Here is a 15,776-nt window from a genome sequence, read left to right as displayed (position 1 = left end):
AAAAGATTTGTTAAAGCGACATCTAGTTGGGTCAGACAGAGAGTCTTCCTTTACTTTTCAAAACCGAGCATGAATCTCCCGTACCCCACTTATGCTTCATGTTTATAAATCGCTTGGTTCTAATATAGCTAACCTTAAACCAATTTGCAATTCCTCTCCACTTCAGGTCCAGTAAATGCATACAAGCATTTTTGCATTTTTGGGTTGTTTAGCTTTGTTTAGGATTTGCGTTCGGCTCAAGAAAAATCGTCCAAAGTATCTCCGCCAGTCCATTTTAACCCCTGAGCATGGATAAATTGCTTTTCTGCACCCTCTTTTTTGAAAAAACTACCGAGGTTTTCATGAACAAACAATTCATTGTCATAGATAACCTGTGCCAAAGTCCAAGGTTTTATTGCATTTTCATCGGTACTTTTACACATAACCCACAAAATATTTTTGCCTTTGGATGTGGCAAAATTCTCAATAATTGACTTTGAATATTTATCGTTGGAAAATATTTCCCCAATCTTTAAGTTTCCTGCATAGGCCTCAATACAATTATCTTTATATTCCCTTGGGCAAAGAGGAAATTCGGAAGGTGTTTTCCAATCCTTTTGGACAGCATTTGGGGTTAGGGAAGTTGTAAATTCTGAATTTTCTTGAAATGAGGAAGATTTTTGGTCATCCTTAAATACCCATTCGCCCAATGAACCGCCTTTAGAAGTGGTACCATTATTTTCCTTTTTTGCCCAATTCTTCAAACGCTCCCAGGATATTCGAGCTTCTTCAGGTGATACAGCTCTCATCCATCCAAAATTACGGTCTTCGTTTACATAGTTTTTTAATATTGATGGATCTTCAAGAAAGGCTTCTATGCTTCCACAGTGAAATATTATTTTTTTTACGGTTATCGGGTTGTTCAGTATGTTCTCCAGCTTAGTTAACCAACGAAGGTTTTCAGGACGATTGTTCTGACGATTGGTGTCTATATGGTCAACAATATGTTGAGCAGTTGGCGGTTCACCTAAAAAAGCATATGCCACTATGCGATGAACAACCTCCGAAACTATAAGCAAATACCCATTGTTATTTGGCCTTCCAAAAGTCCACTTATTATCATATGCACGCAATGGCTTGTTTTCACGTGCGTGTCGCAATACTGATCCGTTATCCCGAACAGAGTAACGTTCATTTTTGTAGGTGCATTCAACTTCTCGTTCAAAATCATCAGGATTTATAGACTCTTCTTTTTTCATTTGGGCTAATTGTCATTACCAACTCTAATGCTATTAAGTTAATAAAAAATGGTTTGCAAGGCCAAACGCAAATCGGCTTTCCTTATGTAAACCGGCTGTTTTATCTGAATTAAGGTCGTTAAAAACACATTACTGTTCCAATTTACACATGGTAATTGTCGTTCCGGCCATACACTGACATATAAATAAAGTAATCGAGAACTTAACAAATCAAATGGTCACGTTAGTCCAGATAAATATTAGTCAAACCTTTTTCAAAGCTTCATTTGAGATGTGTAAAAATAAAGCACTAATTAAATAGTAATTTATCTTAAAATTTAGCATTTTTAATTGATAGAAAATTTCAATTAGATCATCATATATTTTCAACTTTCTCATTAATAGGGATAGCTTCCGAATCTATTTTATAGGAACTGTACTCTTCGCTAAATTCAATACTGTTAATTTTAATAAATGCTGATCTAACAATATAATAAAACGTATCTACTCTTTTTTCCATCGGAAAGTCGGGAGCAAGTCCATTTATTTCAGAATGTGCATTAAATATTGGATTTAACCTAACTTCTATAGTATGCCTCTTATTGAACTCAAGAATATCTTTATCGATACCTTCTTCAAGTGGCATCCAATGACCAATGCCAATAATTTGATAAGGCAAGTCATAACCATAAGGTTGGTTATTTTTATTTAATCTGGGATCTTCATACCTTAATGCACGAATATCATAAAATCCAGGAATCAAAACCGAATCAGCCATTTGAATATTTAGTTTATTACGAGTATCATCTAACAAAAATAAATAGTTTTGATTTAGCCATTCATTATTAAATGCATCTTTAATATTGTCACTCTCTATTTCAATGATTTCATATCCAGGAAACAATGACTTAATCGATTCGTCCTTTCGACCTTTTAGTACATATACTATATTTCTTTCATGTTCAACTTCGTTACGATCAGGATAAGGAAGCATTTTTGAGTTAAACTTAACTTCATTATCTGCTGAATTATGGTTGTCAATAACTACTATGTCTCTGGATTTTGCAACTCCTAGCCAATTAATTGATTCTGAATTTTCAGTTAAATCAATGTTGTACTTTTGCAAAAGCCATACCATGACCTGAATCTTTTCCTCATATGAAAAATTTTGTTCTTTGAAATAATCTACGTTAAGTACTCCACTCTCTTCTATATCCAACAAAAGAGGTGTAAAATCAAAGCGAAATGTTAACTCCTCTAAAAATTCCTCATCGTTATTTAATTTCCAATTAGCTGTTACGATCAATATTTTATCACATTCGGGTATATTCGGATGATATTCATCTAATACTTCGTAGTTTATCGCTCTATATATACCTGTTTTACATTTATAAACATTAAATAATTTATCATTATTAAAAATATCTTTGAATTTTTCCTTTGTTATTTCTAAATAATTTGATCTATTCATTGATTATGTATTTTAATTTATTTAATTTTTTTCAATCGATTTTAACTTTAGATTCAATTCAACCTTTTCATTGAATTGCTTGCACTTGCGGATTAACGATTTTAATCGAGTTATTTCCTTTTCGAAGAGGATGGTCTCAATATCTTTAGAGAAATTTTTGTATCTCTCATACCATCCAATTAACTCATGCTTTCTATTTTGAATTAAATGTGTATAGAGATTCTTAACTCTTTGACCCATAATTTTTATTGTTTTCTCGGACTTCTGGTTAGTCATGGTCTTTTCACACTTAGCGGTAACTGTCGTGGCTAAAGGTGGAACAGAATTTCCATAACCATTCTCCTCCCTTTTTTCAAAATTTCTTTAAACGTACTAAATTATTATTTTTACCGAAAAATGCCCTCGGGATCTAAGCCATTTTCGTAAATGTAAATTAGCTGTTTTAATCTACAAAACATTCTAATTGTCCTTGCCTCAGACTAATAATACAAAATCGGGCTTGAGTCCACTATTGTTTCACACATTATTCCGGTTACTTTATTCACCTTCAATTTTTTCATCCATATCATCAAACTGTTTGTCTCTGCTTGCACACTGGTTTATGTAGTCGCAGTCCAATGTAAATAAGTGTCTGTCATGTGGTTCTGAATAAACTTTATTTTTTGCTTTTCCTTGGGTCAATATCCAATCAATAAAATCGTGAAAATAGCGTTGGTTTGCAGTGGATTTATGTCCCTGTCCCTGTCTAACTATTGGTAATAAATGGTCAGGTAAAGGTTCAGGCCTTTCTCCAAAATAATAGAAATGGTCTGACAAGAGCATAAATTCTCCATTTAGGTCCGTTTGGCGGTTGTCTTCATTATGAACACTTTTTAAAATTTTCGCTGGGTCTACAGAAAATTCATAAATGCAATCACCAACTCGTTCTTTATAACTTTCACCACCCCAATTAGGGATCTTTTTTGAAAGTTCAGCATTACAGTATTTTTCATACTGCTGCATGGTCATTGTTTCTGTAATTTCCATTGCATAAACAACTTCGTTATCAAAGCCGTATTGGGAAGAACCCGTTCCCACAACCCAATCTCCCTTTTTGGCATTCCTACGAATTACGGGTTTACAAATATTCAGGGTACATACTCCCCAAAATGGATTTGGCGCTGCACCATTGTCATATGGAATACAATAAGAAAATAATCTTGGCATTTTTAAAAATTATTGTCCTCATTAAATGATTTTTTCAAGCGATCCACTCTATCCAAGACAGGCTCTGGATCTCCACCTATTTTCCAAAACCGAGCGTAAAACTCCCCCTCCATGGAACACTCTTTATAAATCGATAGGACTATTATACTTAATCCGGAACCAATTTCCAATCATCAATAAGCCTGAACTTGTTTTATACTCAGCTTAAAATTTTATGTCATTGACGCCCATCAGCCATACTCATTCATTTTTTTGTAAATTTTCTTCATTAACAACTCCTTTACCAGATCCCCAAATACTTTGTCTTCCAGTATTTTTTCAAAAATTTCCTGATTTTGGTCCATGCGTCCGATGAGTTTATCAATGAACTTGTCGTTGAAAGCAAATTTAAAAGTATCAATTTTATTGACTCTTGCCTGGGTTTGCAGGGTTTCATCTTCCATCAATTCGGCTTCTAACTGGTCAAAGAAAAGCTTGTCCGCTTCTTCGAATTCGGTACCGAACCGGTCATTAAGAACATTGATGATTTCAGATAGCAAAGCTGCTTCTTCCTTTTCTCTTTTGAGCCCTGCTTCTGAGGTTCCACTGAGTTCTCCCTCCTCCCCTTTTTCCAATTCTATGGACCCTTCCTTAATCTTCTGCAGTCGGTAATATTCCAATGCCACCTCATCATCCAAATGTAAGGATTCGGAAAGTTCTCGTTTGGGTAGTCTTGTTTGAAGTAATTTGGAATAGGCATAAAACTTCTCAAATTCTGAATCAGTAAAGGGCATGATTTGAGACAGGAAAGCATATAAGTTTGTCCAGGTCCGCAGTCCTTTTTTAAACTCATCCTGCTTTTCTTCCTCGGAAATGCCCCTAAACCTGTCAACAGCCGGGTCGGTAAAACCGTATAGATGTTTCTGCTGTTTTGGGTTGTTAAGCTTTGTTTGGGGGTGGAAGTAAACATTGGCAAAGGCTTCAATTTCTTGTGTCCAATACACTTGAAATTGATCTAATCTTGCTTTCAGGTCATACAAATGGTTGATGTCCGTTTCTTCGGTTACGGAAGTAACTTCATAGTAGGGTTGGAAAGAATCCAATATGGTTTGCCTGTCGTTGGCGAAATCCAGCACAAAGGTGTTTTCTTTTCCTGGGCAAGTCCTATTCAGGCGGGAAAGGGTTTGAACAGCCTTTACACCTGAAAGCTTTTTATCCACATACATGGTATGCAATAAGGGCTGGTCAAATCCTGTCTGGTACTTATCTGCCACGATCAGGATTTTGTATTCATCCTTTTCAAAAATGGTGGACAGTTCTTTTTCGCTGTAGCCTGTCATTTCGGGTTCCGATACCCCATCAGGAACATTGTCATCAATTACTTTTCCGGAAAAAGCGACTAATATTTTAATCTCTTTGTCATAGCCCATTTCCTTGATATACCGCTCAAATTCTTCGTAATAGCGTTTAGCATGCAATCTTGATCCACAAACCAACATGGCTTTGGCTTTTCCACCGATTTGTTTGGAAACAATGTTTCTGAAATGCTCCAGAATGATTTCAGTTTTTTGTGCCAAATTGTGTGGATGCAGGGATACATATTTTCCTATCGCTTTAGCAGCTTTTTTCTTGTTGAGCTCGGGGTCCTCCTGAATTGCTTTTGTCAGTTTAAAATACAATTCATAGGAGGTGTAATTCTGCAACACATCCAAAATAAACCCTTCCTCTATGGCTTGGCGCATGGAATATAGGTGGAAAGGCTTGGGCTTGCCTTCTTCGCCTGCCTGCCGCGCCCACTTCGCTAATGTTTGTTTTTTAAATTCTCTTTTAAGCCATTTTCTACCAAAACCTGTTTTAAGTTTCTTCTCCTTATCAACTGCCTCTTCCCTTGTATTAAATATCTCCCAATGGATTAATTCAACCGGCAAATATTTTGAAGTCCAACTAACCTCTCCGTTGTGATGCTCTTTTAACCTTCTAGGAAAATCCTGGGTTTGACCGATATAAAAAGAGTCATTAGAGCATTTGAGAACATAAATACAATATTGACCCGCTTGTGGTCTTGGCGCAGGCAGGTCCTTATCTCCAAAAACTTGTAAGGTCTTATATTTAGGGGTTGCGGTAAAAGCAAAAAATGAAATATTGGGTTGTGATCCTCGTGCTGCCGCTGACTTTTCTATTTGTTCTCTTACAAAATCATCTCCCGTATAGTCTTCCTCTAAGTCGTCTTTTGTAGCATCTTCCAATGATTTTGATGCCAATACCTCTTTGAGTTTTTTGCTTGCCTCCCCCCCTTGCGAACTATGGGCCTCATCTATAATGACCGCATATTTACGGTCCGGCAATTCCCCAACTTTGTCCACTATAAAAGGGAACTTCTGCAAAGTAGTGATAATGATGTTGGTGCCATATCCCAAAGCAGATGCCAGTTGGGTACTGTCTTTATCAATTTTCTGAACCACCCCTGTTTTATGTTCAAATTGGTAGATGGTGTTTTGTAATTGATGGTCCAACACTTTTCTGTCGGTTACTACGATAACGGAATCAAAAATCCGATCGTCCAAAGCATTGTGCAAACTCGATAATCGATAGGCCAACCAGGCAATGGAATTACTCTTTCCTGATCCTGCTGAATGCTGTATTAGGTAGTTTTTTCCAGGACCAACTTCCAGGACCTTTTCGCCTATCTTCCTAACCGCATCCAATTGATGAAAACGAGGAAAAATTAGGTTTTCCTTTTTGTATATTTTGCCTGCCGATTCAAACTCTTCGGTTTGCAAATGCACAAAGCGTTGAATGATTTCCATCCAACTGTCTTTTTGCAATATATTTTCCCATAAATAAGCCGTGCGGTACCCCTCTGGGTTTTGTGGATTGCCCTTGCCGTTGTTTGCTCCTTTGTTGAACGGGAGCCAATAGGTTTTGCTTCCGTTCAGTTTGGTGCACATAAATACCTCGTCCTGGTCAACCGCAAAATGAACCAAAGCCCGCTTTTTGAATGCAAAAAGGATTTCTCTGTTATCCCTGGTGCTGCTGTATTGCTTCAGGGCATTGCCTACATTTTGTCCTGTAAATTGGTTCTTGAGTTCCAAGGTAGCCACAGGAATGCCATTGAGCGAAAGTAATACATCAACCGAATTTTTGTTTTTCGTACTATAGTAGATTTGGCGATAAACCTTCAAATTGTTTTTGTTGTACAATTCCACAGCATCCGGATTTAAACCAGAAGCAGGCTGGAAAAAAGCCATCTGAAAACGTACCCCATAATCTACAAAACCGTTTCGAAGCACATCTAAACTGCCCCTCAAATCCATTTCCTTATAAAGCCTTTGAATCACCCGGTTGTCGGCATCCGCTCCGTGGATAGCTGCTATTTTTGCCCATCGATTGGACTGTGATGCTTGCAAAAATTGAATTACCTCGTATTTAAATAAGCCCAGTTCAGGGCTGTAATCAGGGCCGTTGCCTGCAGTGTAGCCTCCCTGCTCTACCAGCGACTGCACAAAGGCGGTTTCAAAAGTATTTTCTGTAGTGATGCTCACTTTTCCTTTTTTATCTTTTCCAATTCTTCAACTAAAATATAAGCATTTGAAGAAGGGTTTTCAAAAAGTATCGATTTTTTAGCACGATCGCATGCTTTAGGACAATCAGCATCCAATTTAGATTTTAATTTCTTGTCAATCAATCCTTTTTTATAAGTATTTTTATTCCTGTTAGACAATTCTCTAATACAATCGTCCGAGCTTAGGATGGCCATTTGGTTTTTATAATGATACAAAAACCACAACTCTATTGATGGATTGGATACAATCAACTGAGCATTATTGATTTTTTTTAAATTATCAACGGTAGCGGCAACATCCCCATCAAACATTAAAAAATCTTTGTCTTTCTGGTGGGTGGGCTTCCCTTGTTTTGACTTTTTAATAAATACTTCGTTAATATTGGAACCGGCTACTTTGGGAATAATTTCGATTGGTAAGCGATATTTTGAGCGTAAATAGGAAACGTAGGCTGCTTCGGTCTTGCCTTCACAAAATACCCAATAGGTTGGGTTAATCCGTCTGCCTTTAGGCCTGTTCCGTTTACTCATTCAATATGCTTTTGATGTTTTCCAAAGAATCGTTTAAAATCGGGACTGCATCAAATCTGCCCTGGAGATAAGCTTTTTCCAAATCCATGGTATCCCTGAAATCACTGTAATCGTAGAGGGAATATACATCAGTAGAAGCATCATCCTTTTTATTGACAAAATAAATTTGGTCCTTCCTCATTTTTTTGAGGTCGAGAAATTTGGTGTTGTGGGTAGTGCAAAGCAATTGTGCCCCCTTACTTGCCCTGAAAAAATTGAAGATATATTCTATAATTTTGGGATGGAGGCTCTCTTCAATTTCGTCTATCAATAGGACCTTGTTGTGTTTTACAACGTCCAAAATAGTCAACATAATGAAAAACAGCTTGATGGTTCCCTGCGACTCTTCAGTCATAAAATCAAAACCTTTGCCTGGATCCCGTTTGTGAAATGCGGTAATCTGCAGCTTTTCCTGAACTACTTCTTCGACAGTCAATGTCAACGTATCCAGGTTAGCATTGAAATTTTTACTGGGTTGTTTAAGTGACTTGATTTTTACATCCACTATATCACTATCGGCAATTTTAAGGGCTTCTATTAATTGTCTTTTATTTTCTGAGCTTAAGCGCTCTATGGTGGACATACCAAAGCCGAGGTATTGGAGAATAAAGGTCTTGTGAAAATAATTAAAAATTTCTTTTGGGATTTCCCTGTCCAGCTGGCTGGCTCTACTGATGAACAGGGTTTTTTTTGAGGTGTTTTCGGCCACATCCATGGGCCTTTTGATGACATCTCCAAAGGTGTAAATTTCACTTTTTTCTTTTCCCCTTCTTTCGTCCCGGGTAAATATTTCCTTTATCCTACCCTTGGGATAATAATACAGGCTTTCCTCGATGATCTCATTTCGGGTCAGGCTATAGGAGTATTCATATTCAATTCCATTGGAAATAAAGCAAATAAAATACTTGCTCGGTTTATGGGCAAATCCATCAAATTTAAATGGGCGGAAATTGAAAACCGTATTTTCATTGTGCACATGGGATTCAAATACCAAAGCATGGCAAAAACGGATGGCTTTGATCACATTGCTTTTACCAGATGCATTGGCACCGTACATGACCACTGATTTCAGCACATCTGTTTTCTCGTGGCTGAATACGTTATCCTCCAAAGCCCTTGCATTGGCCGATTTGATATTGGCGGCACGAAAATCCAGGCAGACTTCATCCTTAATGGAGTAAAAATTACTGATGCGGATTTCAAGAACCATTTTAATTGACGTTTTTGTAAAATAATTTCAAATCTAGCAATTAAAACGATTCAAACAATTGATTGGTTGCATTAAGTCCTTATTTGACTTCAAAAATTAACTTTTCAGGAACATTAAAATCTTGGTAATCTATTTCAATCTACCACTTTCACTTTGCCCGTTACTACCTCGCTAATCAACGCCGTGCGGTATTCGGTTAATAGTGCTATCAATTTTTGGGTTTTGGTTTTTTTAGTATCAATTTTAGCACATTCGGTTTCGATTTTGCTAAGTATTATTGGCTGTTCATCTATTAGTGGAGTAGGTATAATCAATTGATTTAATAAATCTAAATTAATTACCCCCATCGTACCACCTCGACTCACTGAGGAAAACTGTTCAAAGATTAAACTGCTTTTAAGAACCTCAGTCAGGTATTTTGAATTAATCATTTTACTAGGAGATACTTTAATTAGCCTTGGATTAATTATACCTTCTTCAAACACCTCAGGAACCATAAGTATTTTTCCGAAAGTGCCGACGCAACTTATAAGAATATCGTTTTTAGCCACCCTATAATTGGACATTTCATCAAATTTCTTTTTTGGTATATAGTAATTGCCATACGAAATTTCATTTTTGATAACCTGCTCTTGCCCGTAAATTTTATATCCCGATTCAGAATATATTTCCTTTTTCAAAGAAGAACCAAATGGTCCTGAAATCATTTTATTTGTTATATGTTTAAGCCTCTTCACTTCCCAATGCTCTGGTATTTCTCCCAGCCATTCAATACCTGAATCTTTAGCTTCATCAGGCTCAGTCCAGGAATGGCCATTCCATACCTTTTTGCCTGTAACCAGCTCATTAATGATGGCGGTTTTTTCTTCTTCGTAAAGTTCAAGCAGGCGTTTTTTGTCGGCTATCAGTTCGTCTATCTCGGCTGTTTTGCGGTCGAGGTAGGAGGCTATGGCAGTTTGTTCAGGAATAGGAGGTACTATCGTTTTTAATTCATTTATGAAATCAGGGGACACTCTGGGCATTTTTGAACCAAAAGTTGAACTATTGGTTATTTCTATGAAATTTCGTGACAACATGAACTTATGTCCAAATTTAGGATAAATGCTTGAATCTGGTCTAAATACGAAGAAATCTCCAACAGCCTTTCCTGAGAAATTGGCAAGGTAAACCTTAGCCAAATATGGTCTAAGTTTCCCAAAAAGTATATCTCCATTTTTGAAAAGTGTTCCTTCGCCTTCAAATTCGCTATCGTTTTCAATTAACCTCCCTGTCCAACTTTCTATATGTTCTAACCCTATTTTAGGGAATTCCATTTCAGACCTTTTATTGACGAATTTATAACAATGTTTTAATCTTTCGACCTCCCAATGGCTCGGGATTTCTCCAATCCATTCAATGTCGGAATCTTTATAAGAGTCGTAGATTTTCATTCTGACATCTCTTTTGAGGTCCTTAAAATTATTCCATAGGTGTTGGTTCGGGTGGTTAGAGCCGGGTATGTTCCTTCTAAAATCTTAATTACCGAATTATTTATCATTGGATTTTCAAGTGACCCGCTTGTAAAACGTACTTGATTGCCGTTCTCTTTGTCCATTTCTATATGAACTATTTGTTCTGCATGGCACGCTACAGCCAAATTTGGGTTATGAGTAACAATTATTATTTGCCGACGTTCCTTCGCTTTTTTAATAAACTGAACCAAAATCTTAAAAACACTTTGATTGTCAAGATTTTCTTCGGGTTGGTCGATCACTAAGGGAATATCACCTTGATCAAGGGTTAAGTAGAAGATTAGGAGTAAAGCCCCCCTTTCACCTGGTGAAAGCTCAGTTAAATTCTTGCTCCCTAACTTTAGCTTGTATTCAGGAATAAGATAGTCAAGGTTGAACAAATAGGTATAAAGGTCAAGCGTTGTGTAACCCTTTTTCAGTTGGGTTTCAATTTCTTTCTCCTCATTATTTTGTCCCTCTCTCAAGTCATTTTGAAGATGCAATATTACATCATCCAAAAAGCTAATGACGCCCCCAGCTGTCTTTAGATCATGCTTCTCTAAAATTTGATTTAATTTTTCATAGCCCGAAGGATTACCTATAAAACTTCCCTTGCTACCTAAACTTACATGATCAAAAAACTTTTCACTTAGACCTGAAATTCTAAAATCTACATCAAGCTGAATTTTATACTCGGACAATAGTTCGCCATAACTTTCTATGAACGATTCAACAGGCTTAAAAAGTCGCTCGTAAAGTTTAATTACCTCTTCCTTTCTTTCAAACAATATGGTGACCTGTTTTTCTCTTTCAGTTTTGGCCACTGTCAAGTCCAGTGAGATTTTTTCATCCAAATATTTAAGGTGATTTTCAAGTCCAGAAATTGACTCCTCCTTACCTTCTTCACCAATAATTAGCTTTTGCTTTTCCTTCCATTCTTTAATGGAATCCAAATACCTTTGATACGATTGAGATTGCTCATCTAGCTTGGCTTGAATCCCTTTGAGTTCAACTGTAAGGTCTGCCTTACGTTCCAAGAAGCCGTTTTGATCTTCGTTTGAAAGAGAATAATTAATTTCAGCAGAACGTAATCTTTTCTCAATTAATACCTTTTCAATTCCAGATTTGTCTATTTTCAAAGAAACACCCAAATCTAAATCAAGAGAATAAGTATCAAAGATAGGTTTGATTTCAGATTTTACTTCCTCAACTTGTTTTACAAGTGAATCGATAATTTGAATTGTCTTCTCTAATTGAGCAATTTCAAATTTAGTAGTAGACAGAAATTTGTGTGCGATTCCAATTTTATTCTCTAGATCTTCTAGATCTCGACGTATTACAGAAATTCGTTCTAAATCAAGCTTATTTTTCTCAGCAGTTTCTGGGTCTGAAGGCACTTCAACTGGGGTTGGCTTTAAAGCTTCGTGAGCAACAAGCTCGTTTTTCATTTCTTTAAGTTGCTCTTCGACCCCTTTTCTATAGGATGCCGATTTCTTTTTTTCGAGGTCGATAATTTTTTTATTGGTGATTTGAATTTTGCTTTTTACTTCTTCAATATCACTCATTATTATTTCAGATTGAAACTCGAGGAGGTCATCTAGATTATTCTTTCCAAGTTTATCTGAATAAGTAATATGGGAAAAAATCACTTTTCGAAGCTCTGTTTCAAATTCCATTGAATCCTCATTATTACATAGAGATTCAATAAAATCTTGTGGAAGGTACTTTACCTTCTCAACTGAAAATTGATCTGGATTATCTGTAAGAATTCTTTCCTCATCAGAACTTTTATCCATCCAAGTCAATCTTCCACTAAAAAAATCTGATTTTCTAATTGGTTTTCTCTTTCTAAATTTCTTGTCATTTAAGAAAGAAAAGTCCTCATAATTTGGGGTATTACCCAACAACCCGATTATGTCTGCAATTGCACTTTTACCTTGTCCTTTATTGCCAATGATAGCTACTAAAGAAGGGTTTAGTGTTAAATTGAAATTCTCAAACCATTTTTCTGAAAAAGTTGTGCCTCCTACCTTTTTGATCTCAAGACTTTCAATAAATTTTGTCGGATTGGTTACTGTTCGTTGAAGCAAAGGAGGTGTTTCACCCACGAAAATTCTACTTCTATCATTGGCTACTTGCTTTAATCCTTCGAAGGTCAAATCAGCCTTCAACCAAGTAAATGAATTCCCTATTCTATCCTTCATTTTTTTTTCTTTAGAAAAAGAATGTGCATCACTGCAGTCAAGTAAAAAATTTCTTACGCCTACCTCATCGAATTTTTTACAATGATTCTTGTAAACCCTTGGGTTTTCAAGTGAAACAAAAGTGAAAGATGCGTTATTAATTATATTTTTCTTTTCTGCTGCGGACCCTACCCATCTTAATGCTTCCCATTCTGATTTGCCCACCGCAGTAAGGCATTTTCCCTTAAAATAACCATCAACTATTGAATATACTATATCGTAATCATAGTTAATGTTATTAAATCCTATCTCTAAACTAGTGCCATTTATTCTTCCTTGTGGTGCCGCAGCTTTAATTTCAATACCTAATTTTTCCAAATTTGCCTTTGAAGCAACGCCAACAAAATTTACTCCTTCGGTATCGGGAGATAACTTTTTGGTATGTTGAATGGCATTAAGAAATTGTTCTTCTATCTCTTCGGTAGACAATTCATTCGAGAAAATAACATGTAGATTGACTCTTTTCCATCCATCATCAGCGGATAAATTTCCAAATCGATTAACCCTTAGCTCAACTACAGGCAAAATCAAATCAATGTTTTTTAATCTTCCTTCTTCCTTTCTCCTCTTGACCACCTTATATCCATCCAAGAATATATAATCATTAATACCAAGAACTTTTATTTCCTCAGGAAGTGATTCTAAATCTGCTATATACTTATCCCATGCTTCAGGGGTATCACCCCCATAATGTTGAATAATTGATTTTGGTGTGTGGACATGTAAATCCCATTTGTTCCATTCTGATCCTCTACCAAATTTCCCAATCATAGCAATATCGATTTCTCTTTTTCTAAAGTTTTTTCTTCCAAAGCCAAAATATCCGCTTTGATATCAGCCAATGGCCTCAATGGCTTAAACTCATAGAAATATTTGGTAAAATTGATTTCGTAACCAATCTTGGTTTTGCTGTGATCGATCCATGCTCCGGGCAGGTGGGGTTTTACTTCCGCTTCAAAGTAGGCTTCAATGGTCTGTGCAGACAGGCCCTCCCCTCTTTTTACAAGGAAAGGGATGTTTTCATAATCCCTAAGTGAGGAATCAGCCTTGGGTTGACCTTTGGTCTTTATCACTCTGCCTTTTTCGTCTTTGAGCGGCTGTTCCACCGTAATTCGCCAATAGCCAAAAAATTCATTGGGTAGGATTTTACAAAATTCGTTTTCTTCAAAGTTGCCGTACAGCTGGGTAATAAAACCAATACCCTTTTCATTGCCGTTTTCAGCTATCTTCTTCCGTTTGTTCCCCAGGCTCCTATCCATTTTTTGCCAAAAGCGATTGAAATCCAGTTTGCCTTCTTTGCATAATTCTTCATCTTTAGCACCCGTGGCATTTATTAATTGTACTTTACCCCTTCGCTCTGCACTTTTGTTGTTGGTTACAATCCAGATATAAGTGCTGATGCCGGTATTGTAAAACAATTGGTCAGGTAGTGCAATCACGGCTTCCAGCCAGTCATTTTCAATGATCCATTTTCGGATATTGCTTTCCCCACTTTCGGCAGCTCCTGTAAACAAAGGAGACCCATTAAACACAATGCCAATCCGGGTACCACCTGGTTTCATTTTAGAAATCATGTGTTGCAGGAAAAGTAAAGAACCGTCATTAATTCTTGGCAATCCTGCACCAAATCGCCCACTCATGCCATTGCTTTCTGCTTCGGCTTTGATGATTTTTTGGGCTTTTTTCCAGTCCACACCAAACGGCGGATTGGAAAGCATATAATCAAATTTTTCATCTTCCAGTCCATCTACGGTAAAGGTATTGCCAAACTTGATGTTGCTGGGGTTTTGCCCTTTAATCAACATGTCTGATTTGCAAATGGCATAGGATTCCGGATTTATTTCCTGTCCAAACACTTTCAGTTCTGCTTTGGGGTTCAGTTCCATTACATACTGCTCACCCACAGAAAGCATTCCACCCGTTCCACATGCAGGATCATAAAGGGTTTTTACAATGCCCTCCTGGGTCAGGATATCTTTATCCTCAATAAAAAGAACATTTACCATCAGACGGATGACCTCTCTTGGCGTAAAGTGCTCCCCGGCAGTTTCATTGGATTGTTCCGCAAACTTTCGGATAAGTTCTTCGAAGGTGTATCCCATTTCCATGGAATCCATATCCGTAAGATCAATTTCCTGAAAGGACTTGACAACGCGAAAAAGAATGTCAGCCTGTGGTCCATCCATGCGGTCAATTTGGTCGTCAAAGTTGAAATACTCGATGATTTCCCGGGCACTGTTCGAAAACCCATTGATGTAGTTTCTCAGGTTTACAGCAACATTATTTGGATCGGCAATCAGCTTGTCAAAATTAAATTGGCTCCTGTTATGGAAGTTGAATCCTGCAATTTTATTGAGGGCAATGTCCTTGGCACTATCCTTCAGCGCATCCACTTTGGGCAGGTAGTCCAGCACTTTCTGTTTGGTGGGTTGCAGCACACAGTCCAGCCGTCTGAGGACAGTCATTGGCAAGATCACCTTCCCATAATCGGACTGCTTATAATCACCCCTCAGTAAGTCAGCCACCCGCCAAATCAGGTCAGCCTTTTCTTTAAAATTCTTCATTTATTGTTTTTAATCTTTAGTCAATTTTAGGACCCTGTTTCATCCGAGCACTGGTGAAAATTAAACCCTATTAATTTTGGCGCTGTGCGTAAGCAAAGGCCGTTGAAGGTCCTTCCTATTGCTTTAATTTTTAAACCCTAGAAAATCCCGAACCAAACAATTTTTAAAAGAACAAAAGAAGTGATAACCTTAAAATAAACAAGGAAATCCTTATTAAAATGTAAAATTATTAAGCTCTCGTATCAAATTTAAACAAATAATTGA

9 protein-coding genes are annotated in these 15,776 nt (G+C 37.0%); all 9 read right to left on the bottom strand.

The window, feature by feature from the left end; translation table 11 throughout:
* Window positions 1–236: 236 nt before the first annotated feature.
* The 9 genes from DB520_RS06740 to DB520_RS06690 all read right to left on the bottom strand — a co-directional run bounded on the left by DB520_RS06740 (window position 237) and on the right by DB520_RS06690 (window position 15,512).
* Window positions 237–1,238 (bottom strand): HNH endonuclease signature motif containing protein, encoded by a 1,002-nt coding sequence (locus DB520_RS06740; RefSeq protein WP_114748937.1) that lies wholly within the window; start codon window positions 1,236–1,238, stop codon window positions 237–239.
* A 355-nt stretch (window positions 1,239–1,593) separates the two neighbouring features.
* The gene (locus tag DB520_RS06735) at window positions 1,594–2,688 is read right to left on the bottom strand and encodes a hypothetical protein (RefSeq protein ID WP_114748936.1); all 1,095 of its coding nucleotides are present in this window, start codon (window positions 2,686–2,688) and stop codon (window positions 1,594–1,596) included.
* Window positions 2,689–3,225: 537 nt separating this feature from the next.
* Window positions 3,226–3,894, bottom strand: a complete 669-nt coding sequence (locus tag DB520_RS06725) for an Nmad2 family putative nucleotide modification protein (RefSeq protein WP_114748934.1) — start codon at window positions 3,892–3,894, stop codon at window positions 3,226–3,228.
* Window positions 3,895–4,124: 230 nt separating this feature from the next.
* Window positions 4,125–7,415 carry a type I restriction enzyme subunit R domain-containing protein gene (locus DB520_RS26970; RefSeq protein ID WP_198675256.1) on the bottom strand — a complete coding sequence of 1,097 codons (3,291 nt, stop codon included), beginning with the start codon at window positions 7,413–7,415 and terminating at the stop codon, window positions 4,125–4,127.
* On the bottom strand, window positions 7,412–7,966 hold the full coding sequence (locus DB520_RS06710) for an RloB family protein (RefSeq protein WP_114748933.1): 555 nt from the start codon (window positions 7,964–7,966) through the stop codon (window positions 7,412–7,414). The genes DB520_RS26970 and DB520_RS06710 overlap by 4 nt, the downstream gene beginning before the upstream one ends.
* On the bottom strand, window positions 7,959–9,215 hold the full coding sequence (locus DB520_RS06705; RefSeq protein WP_114748932.1) for an AAA family ATPase: 1,257 nt from the start codon (window positions 9,213–9,215) through the stop codon (window positions 7,959–7,961). The genes DB520_RS06710 and DB520_RS06705 overlap by 8 nt, the downstream gene beginning before the upstream one ends.
* Window positions 9,216–9,349: 134 nt before the next feature.
* Window positions 9,350–10,645 carry a restriction endonuclease subunit S gene (locus DB520_RS06700; RefSeq protein WP_114748931.1) on the bottom strand — a complete coding sequence of 432 codons (1,296 nt, stop codon included), beginning with the start codon at window positions 10,643–10,645 and terminating at the stop codon, window positions 9,350–9,352.
* The gene (locus tag DB520_RS06695; protein WP_114748930.1) at window positions 10,642–13,719 is read right to left on the bottom strand and encodes a TrlF family AAA-like ATPase; all 3,078 of its coding nucleotides are present in this window, start codon (window positions 13,717–13,719) and stop codon (window positions 10,642–10,644) included. The genes DB520_RS06700 and DB520_RS06695 overlap by 4 nt, the downstream gene beginning before the upstream one ends.
* Window positions 13,716–15,512 carry a type I restriction-modification system subunit M gene (locus DB520_RS06690; RefSeq protein WP_114748929.1) on the bottom strand — a complete coding sequence of 599 codons (1,797 nt, stop codon included), beginning with the start codon at window positions 15,510–15,512 and terminating at the stop codon, window positions 13,716–13,718. The genes DB520_RS06695 and DB520_RS06690 overlap by 4 nt, the downstream gene beginning before the upstream one ends.
* Between the last annotated feature and the right edge of the window lie 264 nt (window positions 15,513–15,776).

This window comes from Pleomorphovibrio marinus, assembly GCF_003347495.1.
GTDB lineage: Bacteria > Bacteroidota > Bacteroidia > Cytophagales > Cyclobacteriaceae > Pleomorphovibrio > Pleomorphovibrio marinus.
Note: the sequence above shows the minus strand (reverse complement) of the source record. Positions and strands in the feature narration are given on the sequence as shown.

Coding starts and splice junctions, on each gene's coding strand:
- DB520_RS06695 (WP_114748930.1), bottom strand. CDS start 13,719: ATGATTGGGAAATTTGGTAGAGGATCAGAATGGAACAAATGGGATTTA.
- DB520_RS06740 (WP_114748937.1), bottom strand. CDS start 1,238: ATGAAAAAAGAAGAGTCTATAAATCCTGATGATTTTGAACGAGAAGTT.
- DB520_RS06725 (WP_114748934.1), bottom strand. CDS start 3,894: ATGCCAAGATTATTTTCTTATTGTATTCCATATGACAATGGTGCAGCG.
- DB520_RS06710 (WP_114748933.1), bottom strand. CDS start 7,966: ATGAGTAAACGGAACAGGCCTAAAGGCAGACGGATTAACCCAACCTAT.
- DB520_RS06705 (WP_114748932.1), bottom strand. CDS start 9,215: ATGGTTCTTGAAATCCGCATCAGTAATTTTTACTCCATTAAGGATGAA.
- DB520_RS06735 (WP_114748936.1), bottom strand. CDS start 2,688: ATGAATAGATCAAATTATTTAGAAATAACAAAGGAAAAATTCAAAGAT.
- DB520_RS06700 (WP_114748931.1), bottom strand. CDS start 10,645: ATGAAAATCTACGACTCTTATAAAGATTCCGACATTGAATGGATTGGA.
- DB520_RS06690 (WP_114748929.1), bottom strand. CDS start 15,512: ATGAAGAATTTTAAAGAAAAGGCTGACCTGATTTGGCGGGTGGCTGAC.